Here is a 17,059-nt window from a genome sequence, read left to right as displayed (position 1 = left end):
GCCCCTCCGGGCTCAGACCTCGATCTTCAGCGCCGCGCGGTCGATCACCACGATGGCGCCGCGGCGGATCTCGATCAGACCGTCGCGCCGCAGGTCGCCCAGCAGCTTGTTGATCGTCTGGCGCGAGCAGCCCACCATCGAGGCGAGGTAGGACTGGCTCAGCCGCGCCTCGCGGTGCATCTCGGTGGTGAACTGGTGCAGGTACATGCGCAGCCGCTCCTCGACCGAGAAGAACTGCGCGATGGCGCGCAACTCGTTGTCGCGGGTCAGCCGGGTCTGCATGATCGCGGCGGAGTTGCGCAGGAGCAGCGCGGGCGGGATGTGCTTGAGCAGGAGCTCGGTCGAGGCCGAGAGCACCAGCGCGTCGGGCAGCGTCCGGCAGGTCGACGAGCAGGTCGTCCCCGAAAGCCCCTCGACCTCGCCCAGCACCTCGCCGGGCCCGGCGACGTGCAGCACCGCGGCATTGCCCTGCTTGTCGAGGTAGATCACCTCCACCCGGCCACGCGCGATCAGGTACATGACCGGCGTGGTCTCGCCCTGTCGCAGGATGTCGGTGGGTGCCTCGAAATGCTGGACGGTGCATTCCGCGAGGAAGGCTTCCTTCTTCTCGACGCTCAGATCGTTGAGGAGCGCGCAGTCGAGCAATGGGCGAAAATCGATAGGAGTTGTCATGAAATCAGTCCGATAGCGGCTTCACCGGATGACGCAAGGGAAAAATGCGCAAAGGAATTGCGGGCACCCGCACGGGCACCCGTGGAAACCATCCGGTCTCGCCAGCGTCGTTGCCGACAAATGGCCATTCCGGCGTCGTGGCCCGGGCGGAATTGACGGGAGTGCCCCGCCAGGGATCCGACCCCGGAAGACGACGCTGGAATGGCCGTTACTCGTGTACCCTCACCCTCTCGCGGACAAATCCGTTCGAGGCAGTCGCTGTCGGCACGACATGAGTCGCGCCCGTCGGACTTGCAGGCACCATGTAGGAAATATTTTGCCGGGGTGTGTAAGCGGGACGACATAACCATGGTTTTTTTCGCAAAAATCAAAATTTTTTCCGTCTCTTTTCCGTGACATGTCACGGCACGCCGGCAAGACCCAGAATGAGCGGCAATCTGCTCATCTGTCAAACGTGTCCGAGCGTCACAGCTTTTGCGTGGGCGGCGCGTGTTCTTCGCGTGGCGCCCGGCGCGGCCTCAGGATTCGGCCTTCTTCTCCCAGCGGCCGCTTTCCTCGGACCAGTATTGGGCCGTCACCCCGGCGCCGGTCAGCGCCTTCCACTGCCCCCGGGCCGCGTCGAGCGCTTCCATGTCGTTGCCGTCGAAGAGGATGCAGACCCGCTCCAGCGCTGCGACCTCCTCGGGCGAGACCTGCGCGCCGTCGAGCGTCATCAGGCAGGAGGCGCCGTTCGGCATCTCGGCCCGCTCTGTCAGCAGCACCGGCTGCGCCGCGTCATGCGGCCCGCCCGCCCTTCCATGCGGCAGGAAGCTGTCCTCGGCGCCGAGCCAGAGCCGTTCGTCGAGCCAGTCGAGCCGCCGCGGATTGCCGCCGCGCACCGCGACGCGCCAGCCCGCCGCCAGCGACTTCTCGAGCAGCATCGACAGAGTCTCTTCGACCGGCCGCTGGGTGAGGTGGTAGAACATCGCGACGCCCATCGGGGTCAGCCCTCCTGATTGGCGTCGTGACCGCCGTCGTGATCGCCCTCGGGATGGTAGTCGCCGAAGGTCCAGATCTGCCCCTCGGGGTCGCGCAGCGTGTAGCTCTGCCCGCCGTAGGGCTGTTCCTCGAGCGGCAGCACGATCTCGGCGCCCGCCGCCACGGCGCGGGAATAATGCCCCGCGACGTTGGACACCACCGCGTAGATCGTGCCGGTGACCCCGCCCGCGGCGCCGGGCGAGACCAGGAGCTTGCCGAACCCGTTCTCGCGCGCGGCCGGGCCGAACATGATCATGCCGGTCCCGAGCCTCAGCTCCGCGTGGATGATCCCGCCCTCCGCGTCGCGATAGACCGCGTGTTCCTCGAGCCCGAGGGCCCCGGTGAGGAAGGCGAGCATCGCCTCGGTGTCGCGATAGCGCAGGGCGGGAAGGATCATGGCTCAGTCGTCCTTGCTCTCGAAGCGGTCGCGGATCAGCCGGTCGAGCGACAGCACGCCCCAGCCGGTGGCCCCGGCAGGCGCCAGCAGCGACGCCGCCTTCAGCTTTGCAACGCCCGCGATGTCGAGATGGATCCACGGCATCTCGTCCCGGACGAACCGCTTGAGGAACTGCGCCGCGGTGATCGAGCCCGCGGGACGGCCGCCGATGTTCTTCATGTCCGCCAGCGGCGATTTCAGCATGTCGTCGTAGGCCTGCGCCAGCGGCATTCGCCAGGCGCCCTCGCCCTCGGTCTTCGCCGCCCTGAGGAAATCCTCGGCAAAGCCGTCCTCGTTGGAGAAGACCGCCGCGTTCTCGTGGCCGAGCGCGACGATGCAGGCGCCGGTGAGCGTGGCGAGGTCCACCATCGCGGCGGGCTTCACGTGTTCCTGCGCGTACCAGAGCACGTCGCAGAGCACGAGCCGCCCCTCGGCGTCGGTGTTGAGGATCTCGATCGTGTCGCCCTTCATCGACTTCACGATGTCGCCCGGGCGCATCGCCGTGCCCGAGGGCATGTTCTCGACGAGGCCCACGAGGCCGACCACATGCGCCTTGGCCTTGCGCAGCGCGAGGGCCTTCATCACCCCCGCGACGGTGCCCGCGCCGCCCATGTCCATGGTCATGTCCTCCATGCCCGGCCCCGGCTTCAGCGAGATGCCCCCGGTGTCGAAGACCACGCCCTTGCCGACCAGCGCCAGCGGATCGCCCGCCGCGCCCTTCCAGCGCATGACCACCATCTTCGACGGCGCGGCAGAACCCTGCCCCACGGCCAGAAGCGCGTTCATGCCAAGCTCGGCCATGCGCGCCTCTTCCAGCACCTCGACCTCGATCCCGAGCTCGGTCAGCGCCAGCAGCCGCGCCGCGAATTCCTCGGTGGTCAGCACGTTGGCCGGCTCGCTCACGAGGTCGCGGGTGAAGGCGACGCCCTCCGCCACCGCCAGCAGCGAGGCCGCGGCCCTGCCGGTCTCTTCGGGCTTGGCGCAGAGGATTGTCGCGGGCGCCGGGGTCTCGGCACTCTCGGACTTGTGGTTGACCACCGCGTGGCCGCGCAGCGCCAGCGCCAGCGCGAGGTGCGGCAGGCGCGCGGTGCTCTCGCCGACCAAGGTGAGCGCCTTGCCGCCGACCGCCGAGGCCAGCGCCGCGCCCGCCTTGCGCGCCTCGGCCACGGTCGGGCGGCGCTCCAGCTTCACCACGTCCAGCGCCTCGGCGGCGAGCCCGGCGGGATAGGCCAGCGAGATCACCTCGCCCGGTTTCGCCTTCTCCCAGCGCTCCGCCGCCAGCAGGCGCGCCAGCGTGCCCTTGGTCAGCCGGTTCAGGCGCCGCGCCCCGGGGCTCATCCGGCCCTCGGCATTGATCAGCAGCGCGATCCGGCCCTGGCGTTCTGCCAGCGTATCGAGATCCACCGCCGAGAATTCGAATGTGCGCAGCTCGGTCATTCGCCTGTCTTCCCTGTTCACGTGTCCGTTCAGGGAGTCCTAGAGCGCGGCAATCGGCTTGACCAGAGGCACCTTTTCCCGCGATGACCGATCGTCTAGGGTCGTCGTCAAAGGAAAGCCGGGGGAAATCGAGTGCAGAGATTCGACAGATACATGCTGTCGCAGCTCATGATCCTGTTCGGGTTTTTCTCGCTGGTTCTGGTGATGGTCTACTGGGTCAACCGCGCTGTGAGCCTGTTCGGCGACCTGATCGCCGAGGGTCATTCGGGTGGCATCTTCCTGGAGTTCACGCTGCTGAGCCTGCCCGCGGTGATCGCCATCGTGCTGCCGATCGCCGCCTTTGCCGCCTCGGTCTACGTCATCAACCGCTCGAGCAACGATTCGGAGCTGACCGTGGTGCAGGCCACCGGCTATTCGCCCTGGCGTCTGGCCCGGCCGGTGCTGGTCTTCGGGCTGATCATTGGCACGATGATGGCGGTGCTGGCGCATGTGCTGGTGCCGCTCTCCTACGGCCAGCTGCGCCAGCGCGAGGCAGAGATATCGGGCTCGATCTCGGCCCGGCTGCTGCACGAGGGCACCTTCCTGCACCCGACGAAGGGCGTGACCTTCTACATCCGCGAGATCTCGCCCGAGGGCGAACTGCGCGACGTCTTCCTGTCGGACCGCCGCCAGCCCGAGCGCGAGGTCATCTACACCGCCCGCACCGCCTACATCATCCGCGGCGAGGCGGGCAGCACGATGCTGACCATGGTCGAGGGCACCGCGCAGACGCTGCGCCGGTCGGACACCGCGCTGTCGACCACCACCTTCGAGGATCTCACCTACGACATCTCGAGCCTGATCACCCCCGACCGCACCCCGGGCCGCCGCGCCCGGCAGATCGGCACGCTCGAGCTGCTGACCGACACCGAGGCCGTCGCGGTCGAGGTCAACGACAGCGTCGGCGAGGTGCTGGAAGAGGCGCACATGCGTTTCGAGCAGCCGCTGCTCTGCGTCGTCGCGGCGCTGATCGGCTACGCGGCGCTGATGACCGGCAGCTTCTCGCGCTTCGGCGTCACCCGGCAGATCGTCGGCGCGATCTTCCTGCTGGTGCTGATCAAGATCATCGAGAGCTCGGTCTCGACGCCGGTGCGCGCCAATCCCGCGCTCTGGCCGCTGGTCTACCTGCCAAGCCTCATCGGCTTCGCGATCAGCGGCACGATGATCTGGGCCGCCTCGCGCAACCGCCGCCCGCGCCGGGGGCGGCGCGACACCACCTCGGGAGCCGCGGCATGATCCTGCACTTCTACTTCGCCCGGCGCTTCCTGAAGTTCTTCCTCGCCATCGCCTTCGTCTTCGCGCTGTTCTTCTTCATGGTCGACCTCGTCGAGCAGTTGCGCAAGTTCGGCGAGTCCGTGAGCTTCGGGCAGGTCATCCACATGACGCTGCTGAACCTTCCCGGCGGCACCTATTCGATCCTGCCGCTGGTCACGATCCTCGCGGCGATCTCGCTCTGCATCTCGCTGGCGCGCAGCTCGGAACTGGTGGTCAGCCGCGCCGCCGGCCGCTCGGGGCTTGCCGCGCTGATGGGGCCGGTCGGCGTGGCGCTGCTGATCGCGGGGATCGCCGTCGCGATGCTGAACCCGATCGTCGCCGCGACCTCGAAACGCGCCGCCGACCTCGAGCAGGAATGGGACAGCGACGGCGGCTCGGTGCTGTCGATCAGCGCCGAGGGGCTCTGGCTGCGGCAGGGCACCGAGGGCAGCCAGACGGTGATCCGCGCCAGCCGCACAAACCCCGACGCCAGCGTGCTCTACGACGTCAGCTTCGTCTCCTACGCCCCCGGCGGCGGCCCCGACCGGCGGATCGTCGCAAAGAGCGCGCGGCTCGAGGACAACGGCTGGGTGCTGACCGACGCCAAGTCCTGGCCGCTCGGCGACACCGCCAACCCCGAGCAGGCGGCCGAGACCTTCGCCGAGCTGCGCCTGCCCTCGAACCTCACGCAGGACGGCATCCGCGACCGTTTCGGCGAGCCGTCGGCGATCCCGATCTGGGAGCTTCCCTCGTTCATCCGCGGCCTCGAGGAGGCCGGATTCTCGGCCCGGCGCCACATCGTCTGGCTGCAATCCGAGCTGGCGCAGCCGATCTTCCTCGTCGCCATGGTGCTCGTCGCCGCGGGCTTCACCATGCGTCCCGCGCGGCTTGCCAACACCGGGCTTGCCGTGCTGGCCGCGGTGATGCTCGGCTTCGGGCTTTACTACGTCCGCAACTTCGCGCAGATCCTCGGCGAAAACGGGCAGCTCAATCCGCTGCTTGCGGCATGGGTGCCGCCTGTCGCCGCGCTGCTCCTCGCGCTGGGGCTGGTGCTTCAGATGGAGGAAGGATGACCCCCCAGACCCGCCTCATCGCGGCGGCGCTGGCCCTGAGCCTGCCGCTTGCCGCCGCGCTGCCCGAGACGCTGCGCGCGCAGACCAGCACCCAGACCGCCCCGGCCACCGGGGACGGGCCGGCCTTCCTCGTCGCCGACGAGGTCTTCGTCGAGGACGGCAGCCGGCTCATCGCGCAGGGCAACGTCGAGGCGCTGCAGGACGGCACCCGCCTTGCCGCAAGCCGCATCGTCTACGACCAGAAGGCCGGCACGCTGCAGATCGAGGGACCGATCCGCATCACCGACGCCTCCGGCAACCTCCTGCTGGCGGAGAGCGCAGAGCTCGACGAGGGGATGCGCAACGGCATCCTGTCGGGCGCGCGCATGGTGATGGAAGAGCAGCTGCAACTCGCCGCCGTCGAGGCGCGCCGTGCCGAGGGACGGTTCACCCAGCTCAGCCGCGTCGCCGTCAGCTCCTGCCAGGTCTGCGGCGCCGACGAGGTGCCGCTCTGGTCGATCCGCGCGCAGCGGGTGGTCCACGACCAGCAGGCGCAGCAGATCTACTTCGAGGGCGCGCAACTGCGCGTGCTCGACGTGCCGGTGTTCTGGGCGCCCCGCCTGCGCCTGCCCGACCCGTCGCTGAAGCGCACCCGCGGCTTCCTCGTGCCCTCCTACCGCACCACCACGCTGCTCGGCTTCGGCGTCAAGGTGCCCTATTTCGTGCCGATCGGCGATCACCAGGACCTCACCTTCACGCCCTACATCTCGCCGGTGACCAAGACGATGGAGCTGCGCTACCGCCGCGCCTTCGTGAACGGCGACGTCGAGATGAACGGCGCGCTGACCCGCGACACGCTGACCTCGGACGAGACCCGCGGCTACCTCTTTGCCGAGGGCAGCTTTGGCCTGAAGAACGACTTCCGGCTCGACTTCGACCTCAAGTCGGTGAGCGACGAGGCCTATCTCAACGATTACGACTACGAGGATCTCGACCGGCTCGACAGCACCATCGACCTGTCGCGCGCCCGCGCCGACGACCTGCTGCGGCTCGAGCTGGCGCATTACCAGTCGCTGCGCGCCTCCGAAAAGGACGCGGAGCTGCCCTCGTGGATCGTCGACACCTCCTACGAGAAGCGCTTCTTCCCCAGCCGCATCGGCGGCGAGCTGCGGCTCGGCACCGAGGTGCACGGCCATTACCGGACCTCGTCCGAGGACATCGTCGGGCGCGACGTGGCGCGGCTCACCGCCGAGGCGAGCTGGCGGCGGCGCTGGACGCTCGACGGCGGCATCCGCTTCGGCCTCACCTCCGAGCTCTGGTTCGACCGCTATTCCTACTGGCAGGACAGCAGTTCTGACAGCGACGTGTCGCGCGCCATGGGCGGGCTCGGGGTCGAGCTGCGCTGGCCGCTGGTCAAGCACGCGGCCGACGGCAGCCACACGCTGCTCGAGCCGGTGATGCAATACGGGATCATGGGCGGCACCCGGGTCAACATCGTCGCCGACGAGAGCACCCGGGTCGAGTTCGACGAGGCCAACCTGCTGTCGCTGTCACGCTTCCCCGCCGCCGACCGGCGCGAGCACGGGCGCAGCCTTGCCGCCGGCCTGCGCTGGCTGCACGAGGCCCCCGCGGGCTGGCGCGCGGGCCTCACCCTCGGCCGGATCTGGCAGGGCGAGGTCGACGAGGATTTCAGCAAGTCCTCGGGCCTCGACAGCACGCTCTCGGACTGGCTGGTCGCCGCCGGCTACAGCAACGACTCCGGGCTCACCATCTCGGCCCGCGGCCTGCTGGTCGGGATGAGCGACGTGAACAAGGCCGAGGCCCGCGTCGACTGGTCCAACGAGCGCATCGATCTCGGCGCCTCCTACCTGCTGCTGGTGCAGGATCCGGGCGAGGAGCGCGACGAGACCCAGTCCGAATGGTCGCTCGAGGGCAGCTACCGCTTCGCCACCAACTGGACCGGCTCGGCGGAATGGCGCTACGACCTTGCCGATCAACGGCTTGACCGCACGGGCGTCGGCCTGCAATACCGCAATGAATGCGTTCAGGTCGACTTCTCGGTGACGCGGAAATACGCGTCCTCGACCAACCTGGAACCGTCCACCGATTATGGCCTCTCCGTCGCCCTGACCGGCTTCGGCACCTCGGAAAGCGCCAAGGAGTATCGACGCCAATGCAAGTGATCCCCGCCCGTTTCCTCCGCTCCGTCATCTGTGCCGCCGGCCTCGCCTTCGCCCCCGTGGCGCTCTCGGCGCAGAGCCTGTTCGCGCCGGCGATCCTCGTCGACGAGATGGTGATCACCAACTACGAGATCCAGCAGCGCGCGCGGATGATCGAGGTGCTGAACTCCGGCGCCGACCCGATGAAGCTCGCGCGCGAGCAGCTGGTGGATGACCGGCTGCGCCTGCAGGCCGCCAAGGATGCCGGCATCGAGCCCACCGACGAGGAGATCCGCGGCGGCATGGCCGAGTTCGCGCAGCGCGGCAACCTCAGCCTCGAACAGTTCATCACCCTGCTCGGCCAGAACGGCGTCGACGAGCAGACCTTCCGCGACTTCGTGCGCGCCGGCTTTGCCTGGCGGCAGCTGGTGCAGGGCCGCTTCCAGGCCCGCGCCAATGTCAGCGACGAGGAGGTCGACCGCGCCCTGACCGGCACCGGCACCGGCTCGAACGTGCGCGTGCTGCTCTCCGAGATCATCATCCCGATCCGTCCCGGCACCGAGCAGCAGGTCCAGAGCCTTGCCGAGCGCATCTCGGGCTACCGCTCGACCGCCGAGTTCTCGGCCGCCGCGCGCGAATATTCCGCCACCGCGACCCGCGGCGAGGGCGGCCGCCTGCCCTGGCAGGAGCTTTCGGCCCTGCCGCCGGTGCTGCGCCCGCTGGTGATCGGCCTCGCCCCGGGCGAGGTCACCGCCCCGATCCCGATCCAGGGCGCCGTGGCGCTGTTCCAGATGCGCGAAGTCGAGGAGAGCGGCTATGCCGCGCCCGAGATCGCCTCGGTCGACTACGCCACCTATTACATGGCCGGCGGCCGCAGCCCCGAGACGCTGGCCAAGGCCCGCGTGCTGGCCAGCAAGATCGACCGCTGCGACGATCTCTACGGCGTCGCCAAGGGCCAGCCGGCCGAGGTGCTGCAGCGCCAGTCGCTGCCGCCCGCGGAAGTGCCGACCGACATCGCCTACGAGCTTTCCAAGCTCGATCCCGGCGAGGTGTCGACCGCGCTCACCCGCTCGAACGGGCAGACGCTGATGTTCCTCATGCTGTGCAGCCGCACGCCCGCGGTGACCGCGGATGCCGACCGCCAGCAGGTGACCATGGGCCTGCGCAACACGCGGCTCAACCAGATGGCCGACGCCTACCTCGCCCAGCTGCGCTCGAACGCGCATATCGTCGAGAGATGAGCCCGGCGCCCATCGCGCTGTCCTGCGGCGAGCCCTCGGGGATCGGCCCGGAACTGGCCGAGGCCTGCTGGTCCGCGCTCGGGGCCTCGCTGCCCTTCTTCTGGATCGGCGAGCCCAGGCACCTGCCGGGCCGCGTGCCGCACGTGGTGATCGAGCGCGCCGCGCAGGCGGCCGAGGCGGCCTCGCGCGGCCTGCCGGTGCTGGTGCAGGAGATGCCCGGGCCGCGCGTGCCCGGCGTGCCGCAGGCGGCGCAGGCGGCGGGGGTGGTCGCGGCGATCGAGCGCGGCGTGCAGCTCTGCCTCTCGGGCGAGGCCGCGGCGCTCTGCACCCTGCCGATCTCGAAACAGGCGCTCGCCGAAGGCTGCGGCTTTGCCTTTCCCGGCCATACCGAGTTCCTCGCCCATCTCGGCGGCGTGCCCGAGGTCGTCATGATGCTCGCCTGCCCCGAGCTGAAGGTGGTGCCCGCCACCATCCACATCGCGCTCGAGGAGGTGCCGCACGCGCTGACCGCCGATCTGCTCGAGGCGCGGCTCAGGATCACCCATGACGCCATGGCGGGCTTCGGCATCGCGCAGCCGCGGATTGCCGTCGCGGGGCTCAACCCCCACGCCGGCGAGGGCGGGCGCATGGGGATGCAGGAGATCGAGATGATCGCGCCGCTGCTCGAGCGGCTGCGCGCCGAGGGCATGACGCTGCTCGGCCCGCTGCCCGCCGACACGATGTTCCACGCCGCCGCCCGCGTCCGCTACGACGTCGCGGTCTGCATGTACCACGACCAGGCGCTGATCCCGGTCAAGACGCTGGGCTTCGACGAGGGCGTCAACGTCACGCTCGGCCTGCCCTTCGTGCGCACCTCGCCCGACCACGGCACCGCCTTCGACATCGCGGGAAAGGGGCTCGCCAACCCCTCCTCGACGCTGGCGGCGCTGCGCATGGCTGCCGGGCTTTCGGCTGGCGCGGCACGGGGGTAAGGGTATAGAGGGGCTCTGCCCCTCGCCCTGCGGGCTCACCCCGGAGTATTTAAGGAAAGATGAAAGCATGAGCGGGATCGACGGCCTTCCTCCGCTGCGCGAGGTGATCGCGACGCACCAGCTCAGCGCCAAGAAGTCGCTGGGCCAGAACTTCCTGCTGGACCTCAACCTCACCGCCAAGATCGCGCGGGCGGCGGGGGATCTTTCGGGGATGGACGTGCTCGAGGTCGGCCCCGGTCCGGGCGGTCTCACCCGCGGGCTGCTGGCCGAGGGGGCACGCCGGGTGCTGGCGGTCGAGAAGGACGAACGCTGCCTGCCGGCGCTCGAAGAGATCGCGCGGCATTACGACGGGCGGCTCGAGGTGATCAACGGCGACGCGCTGCAGGTCGACCCGCTGGAAAAGCTGACCCCGCCGATCGCGATCTGCGCCAACCTGCCCTACAACGTCGGCACCGAACTCCTGGTGCGCTGGCTGACCCCGACCGACTGGCCGCCGTTCTGGTCGACGCTGACGCTGATGTTCCAGCGCGAGGTCGCCGAGCGCATCGTGGCGCAGCCGGGATCCAAGGCCTACGGCCGGCTGGCGCTGCTGGCACAGTGGCGCTGCGAGGCGCGCATCGTGATCAGCCTGCCGCCCTCGGCCTTCACCCCGCCGCCCAAGGTCTCCTCGGCCGTGGTGCACCTCAAGGCCCTGCCCGAGCCGCGCTATCCCGCCGATGCCAAGACGCTCGAGCGCGTCGTCGCCATGGCCTTCAACCAGCGCCGCAAGATGCTGCGCGCTGCGCTGAAGGGGCTGGCGCCGGACATCGAGGAGAAGCTCCTGGCCGCGGGCATCGAGCCCACCGAGCGCGCCGAGCAGGTCTCGCTCGAGCAGTTCTGCGCGCTGGCGCGGGTGCTGAAGGGCTGATCCTGGCTCCGGGCTGGCACGCCTTTGCAGCGCGCCTGAATGAAAAAGGCCGGGCGTCACGCCCGGCCTTTGCCGTTTCCGCGCCGCGGGCTCAGTTGCCCTGCGGCTTCTCCGCCTCGATCTTGCGCCAGTTGGCGACGTTGCGGTTGTGCTCTTCGAGCGTCGCCGCGAAGGCATGGCCGCCGGTGCCGTCCGCCACGAAGTAGAGGAAGTCGGACTGCGCCGGGTTCAGCGCCGCCTCGATGCTGGCGCGGCCCGGGTTGGCGATCGGGGTCGGCGGCAGGCCGGCGATCACGTAGGTGTTGTAGGGCGTCTCCTTGCGCAGCTCGGACTGGCGCAGGCCACGGCCCAGCACGCCCTCGCCGTTGGTCAGGCCGTAGATCACCGTTGGGTCCGTCTGCAGGCGCATGCCGCGCTCGAGCCGGTTGACGAAGACCGAGGCCACCAGCGGGCGCTCCTCGGCGACACCGGTTTCCTTCTCGACGATCGAGGCCATGACCAGCGCCTCTTCGGGCGAGGCATAGGGCACGCCCTCGGCACGGTTGGCCCAGGCCTCGGCGAGGATCGCCTCCTGCGCCTGGGTCATCCGCGCGACCAGGTCGGCGCGCGTGTCGCCGGGGCTGATCTCGTAGCTGTCGGGTGCGAGCGAGCCCTCGGCGGGCCGGTCGCCGGCCTCGCCCTCGAGGATGTCGATCAGGCCCAGCTCCTCGATCACCTTCCAGCTGGTCACGCCCTCGGCCAGCGCCACGCGGAAGCGCGTGCCGACCTCGCTGCGGATCGCCTCGTAGCCCTCGGGGCGCGGCTCCTCGCTGGCGGGATCGAACTCGATCCGCTCGACGTAGCGGCCGGTCTCGGGGTCGAGCTCGCGCACCTGCACCTGCGCCGTGTTCACGCCAATGCGGTAGACCACCTCGGTGCCGCAGGTCGAGGCGCCGCCCTTGGTGACGATCTCGGTGATCTGCGACATGGAGGCGCGCTCGGGCACGAGGTAGGAGCCCGCCTTCAGCGCGCCGGTCTTCTCGGTGTAATCCGCGCCGAGGCGGAACAGCATGTCCGAGCTGACCGCCCCCTGTTCGGCAAGGTCACGCGAGACGCGGCCGAAGTTCGAGCCGCGCTGCACCTGCAGGCAGATCGGCTGCGCCAGGGGCCCTTCCGCGTTGTACTCGTTCTGCGCCCAGAGCAGCAGGCCCCCGGCGAGGAAGACGAGCACGACGAGGAAGGTCATCGCGTTTGAGGCGATGTTGCGCCACATCTCAGCTGACCTTCCCGAAGATCACGCTCGCGTTGGTGCCGCCGAAGCCGAAGCTGTTGGAGAGCGCGTAGTCGATCTTGCGTGCGCGCTTGGCATTGGGCGCGAGGTCGATCGGCGTTTCCACCGCCGGGTTGTCGAGGTTGATCGTCGGCGGCGCGACCTGGTCGCGGATCGCAAGGATCGAGAAGATCGCCTCGATGGCACCGGCGGCGCCGAGCAGGTGGCCGGTCGCCGACTTGGTCGAGGACATGGTCACGCTGGAGGCATGTTCGCCGAGCAGCTTCTCGACCGCGCCAAGCTCGATCGTGTCGGCCATGGTCGAGGTGCCGTGGGCGTTGATGTAGTCGATCTGGCCCGGCTCGAGACCGGCCGACTTCAGCGCCGCGGTCATCGAGCGCAGCGCGCCGTCGCCATCCTCGGAAGGCGCGGTGATGTGATAGGCGTCGCCCGAGAGGCCGTAGCCGAGCACCTCGGCGTAGATCTTCGCGCCGCGCGCCTTGGCGTGCTCGTATTCCTCGAGCACGACGATGCCCGCGCCCTCGCCCATGACGAAACCGTCGCGGTCGGCGTCATAGGGGCGGCTGGCCTTGGTGGGATCGTCGGCGCGCTTGGTCGAGAGCGCCTTGCAGGCGTTGAAGCCGGCGATGCCGATCCGGCAGATCGCCGCCTCGGCGCCGCCCGCGACCATCACGTCGGCATCGCCGTAGCGGATCAGGCGCATCGCGTCGCCGATGGCATGGGCGCCGGTCGAGCAGGCGGTCACCACCGAGTGGTTCGGTCCGCGGAAGCCGTACTTGATCGAGACCTGGCCCGAGATGAGGTTGATCAGCGCGCCCGGAACGAAGAACGGCGACACGCGGCGCGGGCCCTTCTCTTCCATCATGACGGCGGTGTTGGCGATCGAGTTGAGCCCGCCGATGCCCGAGCCGATCAGCACGCCGGTGCGTTCCTGGTCTTCCTTCCCTGTCGGCATCCAGCCGGAATCCTCGACCGCCTGCTGCGCGGCCGCCATGCCGAAGAGGATGAAGGTGTCGACCTTGCGCTGCTCTTTCGGCTCGAGGTAGGCATCGGCGTTGAACGTGCCGTCAGAGCCATCGCCGAGCGGAACTTCGCAGGCATAGGTGGTGGTGAGGCCCGTGGTGTCGAAGCCCTTGATCGGCCCGGCACCGGATTGCCCGCCCAGAATACGTTCCCAGCTTTTCTCGACACCGTCCGCCAGCGGCGTGACAAGCCCCAGCCCGGTAACCACAACGCGACGCATTGCTCTGCCTCTCTTTCAAGTTCCCAATGTTGACGCCGCTCATACCGCGCGGGCGGCTTGCTCGGCAAGCATAACGGTTAATTTCGTGCCGGATCAGGCCCATTCCGGGCCGAGATCCGCGCGTGCGCGGTCGATCCAGTGCTCGCGCAGCCAGGCGCAGGGCTTCGAATGGCGGATCAGGCTGCCGCCATAGCCCTCGAGCGCCTCGGGCATTTTGGGATGGCCATGGAAGCAGACCACGCGGGCGTCCTCGGGCAGGCGCGGCGCGCGCAGCCAGTTGCCCGGGAACGGGTTGCAGTCATACTTGAAGGACACGACCCAAGGGTCGGGGATATAAGTGAAAACGCCACGATCCATCGCCTTGTGCGAGGTGTAGCGCTGCTCGGAGCCGCGGGCCCTCTCGACCTCGGCATAGGCGTTGGCGGCCAGATCCTCGTAGAGGAAGCCATGTTGCGCCGGGTCGAAGCGGAAGACCGAGCCGTGCCCGGTGGGCCGGCCCTTGCGCTTTTCCGTCCAGTCGTGGCGCATGGCGATGGTGCCGGGCGCAAGATCGTGAATCTCACCGAGCGGGCCGGTGATCACGACGTCGAGATCGAAGCCCAGCACCGGCCCCTCGAGATCGGGCACGAGCCCGGGGCGGAACAGCGAGACCTTGCGCATCGCGCCCTGCCGGTTGGCCACGGCGAGCGCGGCGGCCATGGGCTCGGCGAAGGGCTCGACCGGCAGGTCGATGATCTCGATGTCGGGGTGCAGCCCCTCGGCGTGCTCGGTCATGCAGAAGAAGCGCACCGGCCGGTCCATGTGGCGACGCACGCCGGAATAGAGCCGGTTCACGTATTCCGGGCCAAAGGCCGTGCCCCATTTGATGCAGAAGATATTGGCGTGCATGGTGCTCTCCGGGTCGTTCTTGCCAGCGCTTTAGCCCAAAGCGCGGGCAAGTGCCAACCTCTCATGGGAAAAGCGCCGCGCGGGGCTAGTGGACCGAGTGCCGGATGCGCCGGATCCCGAACCAGACCAGCACCACGACCGGCAGCACCGCCATGGCGGTGAGCGTGCCCTTCGAGATGCCGACCGCGTCCGCCAGCGGGTAGAGCAGGTAGCCCACCAGCGAGACCGCGTAGTAGGAGATCGCCACCACCGACAGCCCCTCGACCGTGGTCTGCAACTGCAACTGCTGGTCGGCGCGACGGTCGAGGCTGGCGAGGATCTCCTGGTTCTGCGCCGAGCGCTTGACCTCGACGCTGGTGCGCAGCAGCTCGCCCGCGCGCATCGCCCGCGCCGACATGTCGGCCAGCCGCTTCTCGCTGCTCTTGACCGTGCGCATGGCGGGCTCGAACCGCCGGGCCATGAACTCGCGGAAGGTCTGCCGCCCCTCGAAGCGTTCCTCGCGCAGCACGGCGATGCGCTGGTTGACCAGCGCCTCGTAGGCGGCGGTGGCGGAAAGCCGGAAGGCGCTCTGCGCCTGCACCGTCTCGAGCTCCGACGACACGCCGAGCAGCGCCTTCAGCACCTCCTCTTCGGGGGCATCGCCATGGGTCATCTCGGTCGAGAGCCGGGTGAGGTTCTCGTCGATGCGGGTCAGGTCGGCGCGGATCGCGCTGACCCGGGTGAAGCCGAGCATGGCCATGGTCTTGTAGACCTCGATCTCGCAGATGCGCTGCACGACGCGGCCCACCCGCTGCGCGCCGACGCCCGGGCTGACGAAGACGGCAAAGCGCTGGTGCCCCGCCGGGTCGATGCGGAAGTCCCCCGCCACCACCAGCGCGTCGTCGAGCATCCGGCTCACGGCGATGCTGTCGGGCACGAACCACTCGGCAAGCGCGGCATTCATCTTCGCCGTGTCGGCCGGGCGGTGCTCGACGCGGATCAGCGCCGAGGTCATCCGCACGCCGGGCATGGTCTCGAGCCAGTCGCTGGGGAAGATCCCGAGGTCGCGCGGATCGAAGGGCACGTCGCCGAGCCCCGGCAGGAAGGCGGTGTAGGTCACGAACTCGGTGTGCAGCTCCCACTTGATGTCGGCCTTGCCGATCCGCCCGGCGTAGTGCCGGGCGTCGGGCTGCGGGTGCTGCGCCCCGTGCCGGTCGAGCAGGTCGATCAGGTGCGCGAGGTCCTCGTTCCGGTCGCGCGAGGCAGCATCGTTGGGCCGCTTGATCGCGAGGTAGATCGCCCGGCACGGCACCTCGAGCGAGGGAAAGGGTCTTGCGTGAAGCTCGTTGGCAAGCTCGTAGCGCAGCGGGTGATCCTGGATGGGCGGCATGGGACAGGCTCCGGAATGTTGCCGCGACACTAGCGTCACCCCGTCCGATGTAAAGGAATTAATCCTTCTATATCATGTAATTAACTGAATACATTCGTATACCGCGTGAAGCCGCCCCTGCTCCCGGCGCATGGTTGCGCTCACGCCATGCCGTCGAGCGGGGTCAGAAGCGCGGCGATCTCGGCCCGCAGCCAGGCAAGGTCGGCGCGGGCCTCCTCGCGCCTGTGCCAGATCATCAGGATCTCGGGCGCGGGCAGCGGCATCGGCGCCGCGTAGATCTCGAGCCCCGCATCCGCCGCCACCCGCCGCGCCAGCTGCACCGGCAGGAGCGCCACCAGATCCGAGCCCGCCACCGCCCGGTAGACCCCGGCAAAGACCGGCATGGTCATCACCACCCGCCGCTGCCGCCCGAGCCGCGCCAGCGCGGCATCGCCCATGGCGCCGGTCCGCCCCTCGGGCGAGAAGAGCACGTGGCCAAGGTCGCAGTAGAGGTCGAGCGGAATGACCGCGTCCGGCGCGATCCCCGCCCGCGCCAGCCGCGGATGGCCCTTGCGGGCGACCACCACGAAGGGCGCGGCGAAGACCCGCTCGCGCATCACCCAATCGGGCAGCTCGCCCTCGCGCGGGATGAGCGCAAGATCGACCTCGTAGCGCTCGAGCGTGCCGACGTAGCTGTCGGGCACCAGGTCGACGAGATGCACCAGCATGCGCGGCGCGCAGCGCGCCAGCCGCTCGGCCAGTTGCGGCATCAGCATCTCGGCAAAGAAGTCGGCCCCCGAGATGCGGAACCGCGCCTCGGACTGCTCGGGCCGGAACGCCTCGGGCCGCGCCAGCAGGGCCTCGACCCCGCCCAGCACCTCGCGCAGCGGCCCCTCGAGGCTCAGCGCGTAGCGTGTCGGCTCGAGCCCCTGACCGCGGCGGAAGAAGAGCTCGTCCTCGAGCCCCCCGCGCAGCCGCCCCAGCGCCGCCGAGACCGCCGGCTGCGACAGGCCCAGCCTCTGCCCGGCACGCACCGTCGAGCGCTCGCGCAGCAGCGCGTCGAGCACGCGCAGGAGGTTGAGATCGAAGCTCGCCAAATTCGCCATGCGAATTACGATAATACAA

15 protein-coding genes are annotated in these 17,059 nt (G+C 69.2%); 6 read left to right on the top strand and 9 right to left on the bottom strand.

All coding sequences use genetic code 11. The annotated features are described in order from the left end of the window. Window positions 1–12: 12 nt before the first annotated feature. The 4 genes from PVT71_RS11825 to PVT71_RS11810 all read right to left on the bottom strand — a co-directional run bounded on the left by PVT71_RS11825 (window position 13) and on the right by PVT71_RS11810 (window position 3,562). Window positions 13–672, bottom strand: a complete 660-nt coding sequence (locus PVT71_RS11825; protein ID WP_353471986.1) for a Crp/Fnr family transcriptional regulator — start codon at window positions 670–672, stop codon at window positions 13–15. Between the two features lie 518 nt (window positions 673–1,190). Further along, window positions 1,191–1,649: a DNA polymerase III subunit chi gene (locus PVT71_RS11820; protein WP_353471985.1), complete on the bottom strand. Its 459-nt coding sequence runs from the start codon at window positions 1,647–1,649 to the stop codon at window positions 1,191–1,193. 5 nt (window positions 1,650–1,654) lie between these two features. Next, on the bottom strand, window positions 1,655–2,086 hold the full coding sequence (locus PVT71_RS11815; RefSeq protein ID WP_353471984.1) for a VOC family protein: 432 nt from the start codon (window positions 2,084–2,086) through the stop codon (window positions 1,655–1,657). 3 nt (window positions 2,087–2,089) lie between these two features. After that, the gene (locus PVT71_RS11810) at window positions 2,090–3,562 is read right to left on the bottom strand and encodes a leucyl aminopeptidase (RefSeq protein ID WP_353471983.1); all 1,473 of its coding nucleotides are present in this window, start codon (window positions 3,560–3,562) and stop codon (window positions 2,090–2,092) included. A gap of 153 nt (window positions 3,563–3,715) precedes the next feature. On the opposite strand from PVT71_RS11810, the gene lptF reads away from it, so the two are divergent. The 6 genes from lptF to rsmA all read left to right on the top strand — a co-directional run bounded on the left by lptF (window position 3,716) and on the right by rsmA (window position 11,185). Next, window positions 3,716–4,837: an LPS export ABC transporter permease LptF gene (gene lptF, locus PVT71_RS11805; protein ID WP_353473875.1), complete on the top strand. Its 1,122-nt coding sequence runs from the start codon at window positions 3,716–3,718 to the stop codon at window positions 4,835–4,837. Further along, a complete protein-coding gene (gene lptG, locus PVT71_RS11800; protein WP_353471982.1) occupies window positions 4,834–5,928 on the top strand; it encodes an LPS export ABC transporter permease LptG in 1,095 nt (364 codons plus the stop codon). The genes lptF and lptG overlap by 4 nt, the downstream gene beginning before the upstream one ends. Next, window positions 5,925–8,090, top strand: a complete 2,166-nt coding sequence (lptD, locus tag PVT71_RS11795; protein WP_353471981.1) for an LPS assembly protein LptD — start codon at window positions 5,925–5,927, stop codon at window positions 8,088–8,090. The genes lptG and lptD overlap by 4 nt, the downstream gene beginning before the upstream one ends. Continuing rightward, window positions 8,081–9,307: a peptidylprolyl isomerase gene (locus PVT71_RS11790; protein WP_353471980.1), complete on the top strand. Its 1,227-nt coding sequence runs from the start codon at window positions 8,081–8,083 to the stop codon at window positions 9,305–9,307. Before lptD ends, PVT71_RS11790 begins: the two co-directional genes overlap by 10 nt. Continuing rightward, a complete protein-coding gene (gene pdxA, locus PVT71_RS11785) occupies window positions 9,304–10,278 on the top strand; it encodes a 4-hydroxythreonine-4-phosphate dehydrogenase PdxA (protein WP_353471979.1) in 975 nt (324 codons plus the stop codon). The genes PVT71_RS11790 and pdxA overlap by 4 nt, the downstream gene beginning before the upstream one ends. 67 nt (window positions 10,279–10,345) lie before the next feature. Next, window positions 10,346–11,185, top strand: coding sequence for a 16S rRNA (adenine(1518)-N(6)/adenine(1519)-N(6))-dimethyltransferase RsmA (gene rsmA / locus PVT71_RS11780; RefSeq protein WP_353471978.1), 840 nt, complete (start codon window positions 10,346–10,348; stop codon window positions 11,183–11,185). A gap of 91 nt (window positions 11,186–11,276) precedes the next feature. Here rsmA and mltG read toward each other — a convergent pair whose 3' ends face one another. The 5 genes from mltG to PVT71_RS11755 form a co-directional block, all read right to left on the bottom strand. Beyond that, the gene (mltG, locus tag PVT71_RS11775) at window positions 11,277–12,437 is read right to left on the bottom strand and encodes an endolytic transglycosylase MltG (protein ID WP_353471977.1); all 1,161 of its coding nucleotides are present in this window, start codon (window positions 12,435–12,437) and stop codon (window positions 11,277–11,279) included. A 1-nt stretch (window position 12,438) separates the two neighbouring features. Beyond that, complete coding sequence (fabF, locus tag PVT71_RS11770) at window positions 12,439–13,698, bottom strand: beta-ketoacyl-ACP synthase II (protein WP_353471976.1); 1,260 nt, start codon at window positions 13,696–13,698, stop codon at window positions 12,439–12,441. Between the two features lie 93 nt (window positions 13,699–13,791). Next, window positions 13,792–14,586 carry a glycosyl transferase gene (locus PVT71_RS11765; RefSeq protein ID WP_353471975.1) on the bottom strand — a complete coding sequence of 265 codons (795 nt, stop codon included), beginning with the start codon at window positions 14,584–14,586 and terminating at the stop codon, window positions 13,792–13,794. Window positions 14,587–14,671: 85 nt separating this feature from the next. Next, window positions 14,672–15,955, bottom strand: a complete 1,284-nt coding sequence (locus PVT71_RS11760) for a DUF3422 domain-containing protein (RefSeq protein WP_353471974.1) — start codon at window positions 15,953–15,955, stop codon at window positions 14,672–14,674. A gap of 140 nt (window positions 15,956–16,095) precedes the next feature. Next, the gene (locus PVT71_RS11755) at window positions 16,096–17,040 is read right to left on the bottom strand and encodes a LysR family transcriptional regulator (RefSeq protein ID WP_353471973.1); all 945 of its coding nucleotides are present in this window, start codon (window positions 17,038–17,040) and stop codon (window positions 16,096–16,098) included. Window positions 17,041–17,059 lie beyond the last annotated feature (19 nt).

The organism is Salipiger sp. H15, from assembly GCF_040409955.1.
Classification (GTDB): Bacteria; Pseudomonadota; Alphaproteobacteria; order Rhodobacterales; family Rhodobacteraceae; genus Salipiger.
Note: the sequence above shows the minus strand (reverse complement) of the source record. Positions and strands in the feature narration are given on the sequence as shown.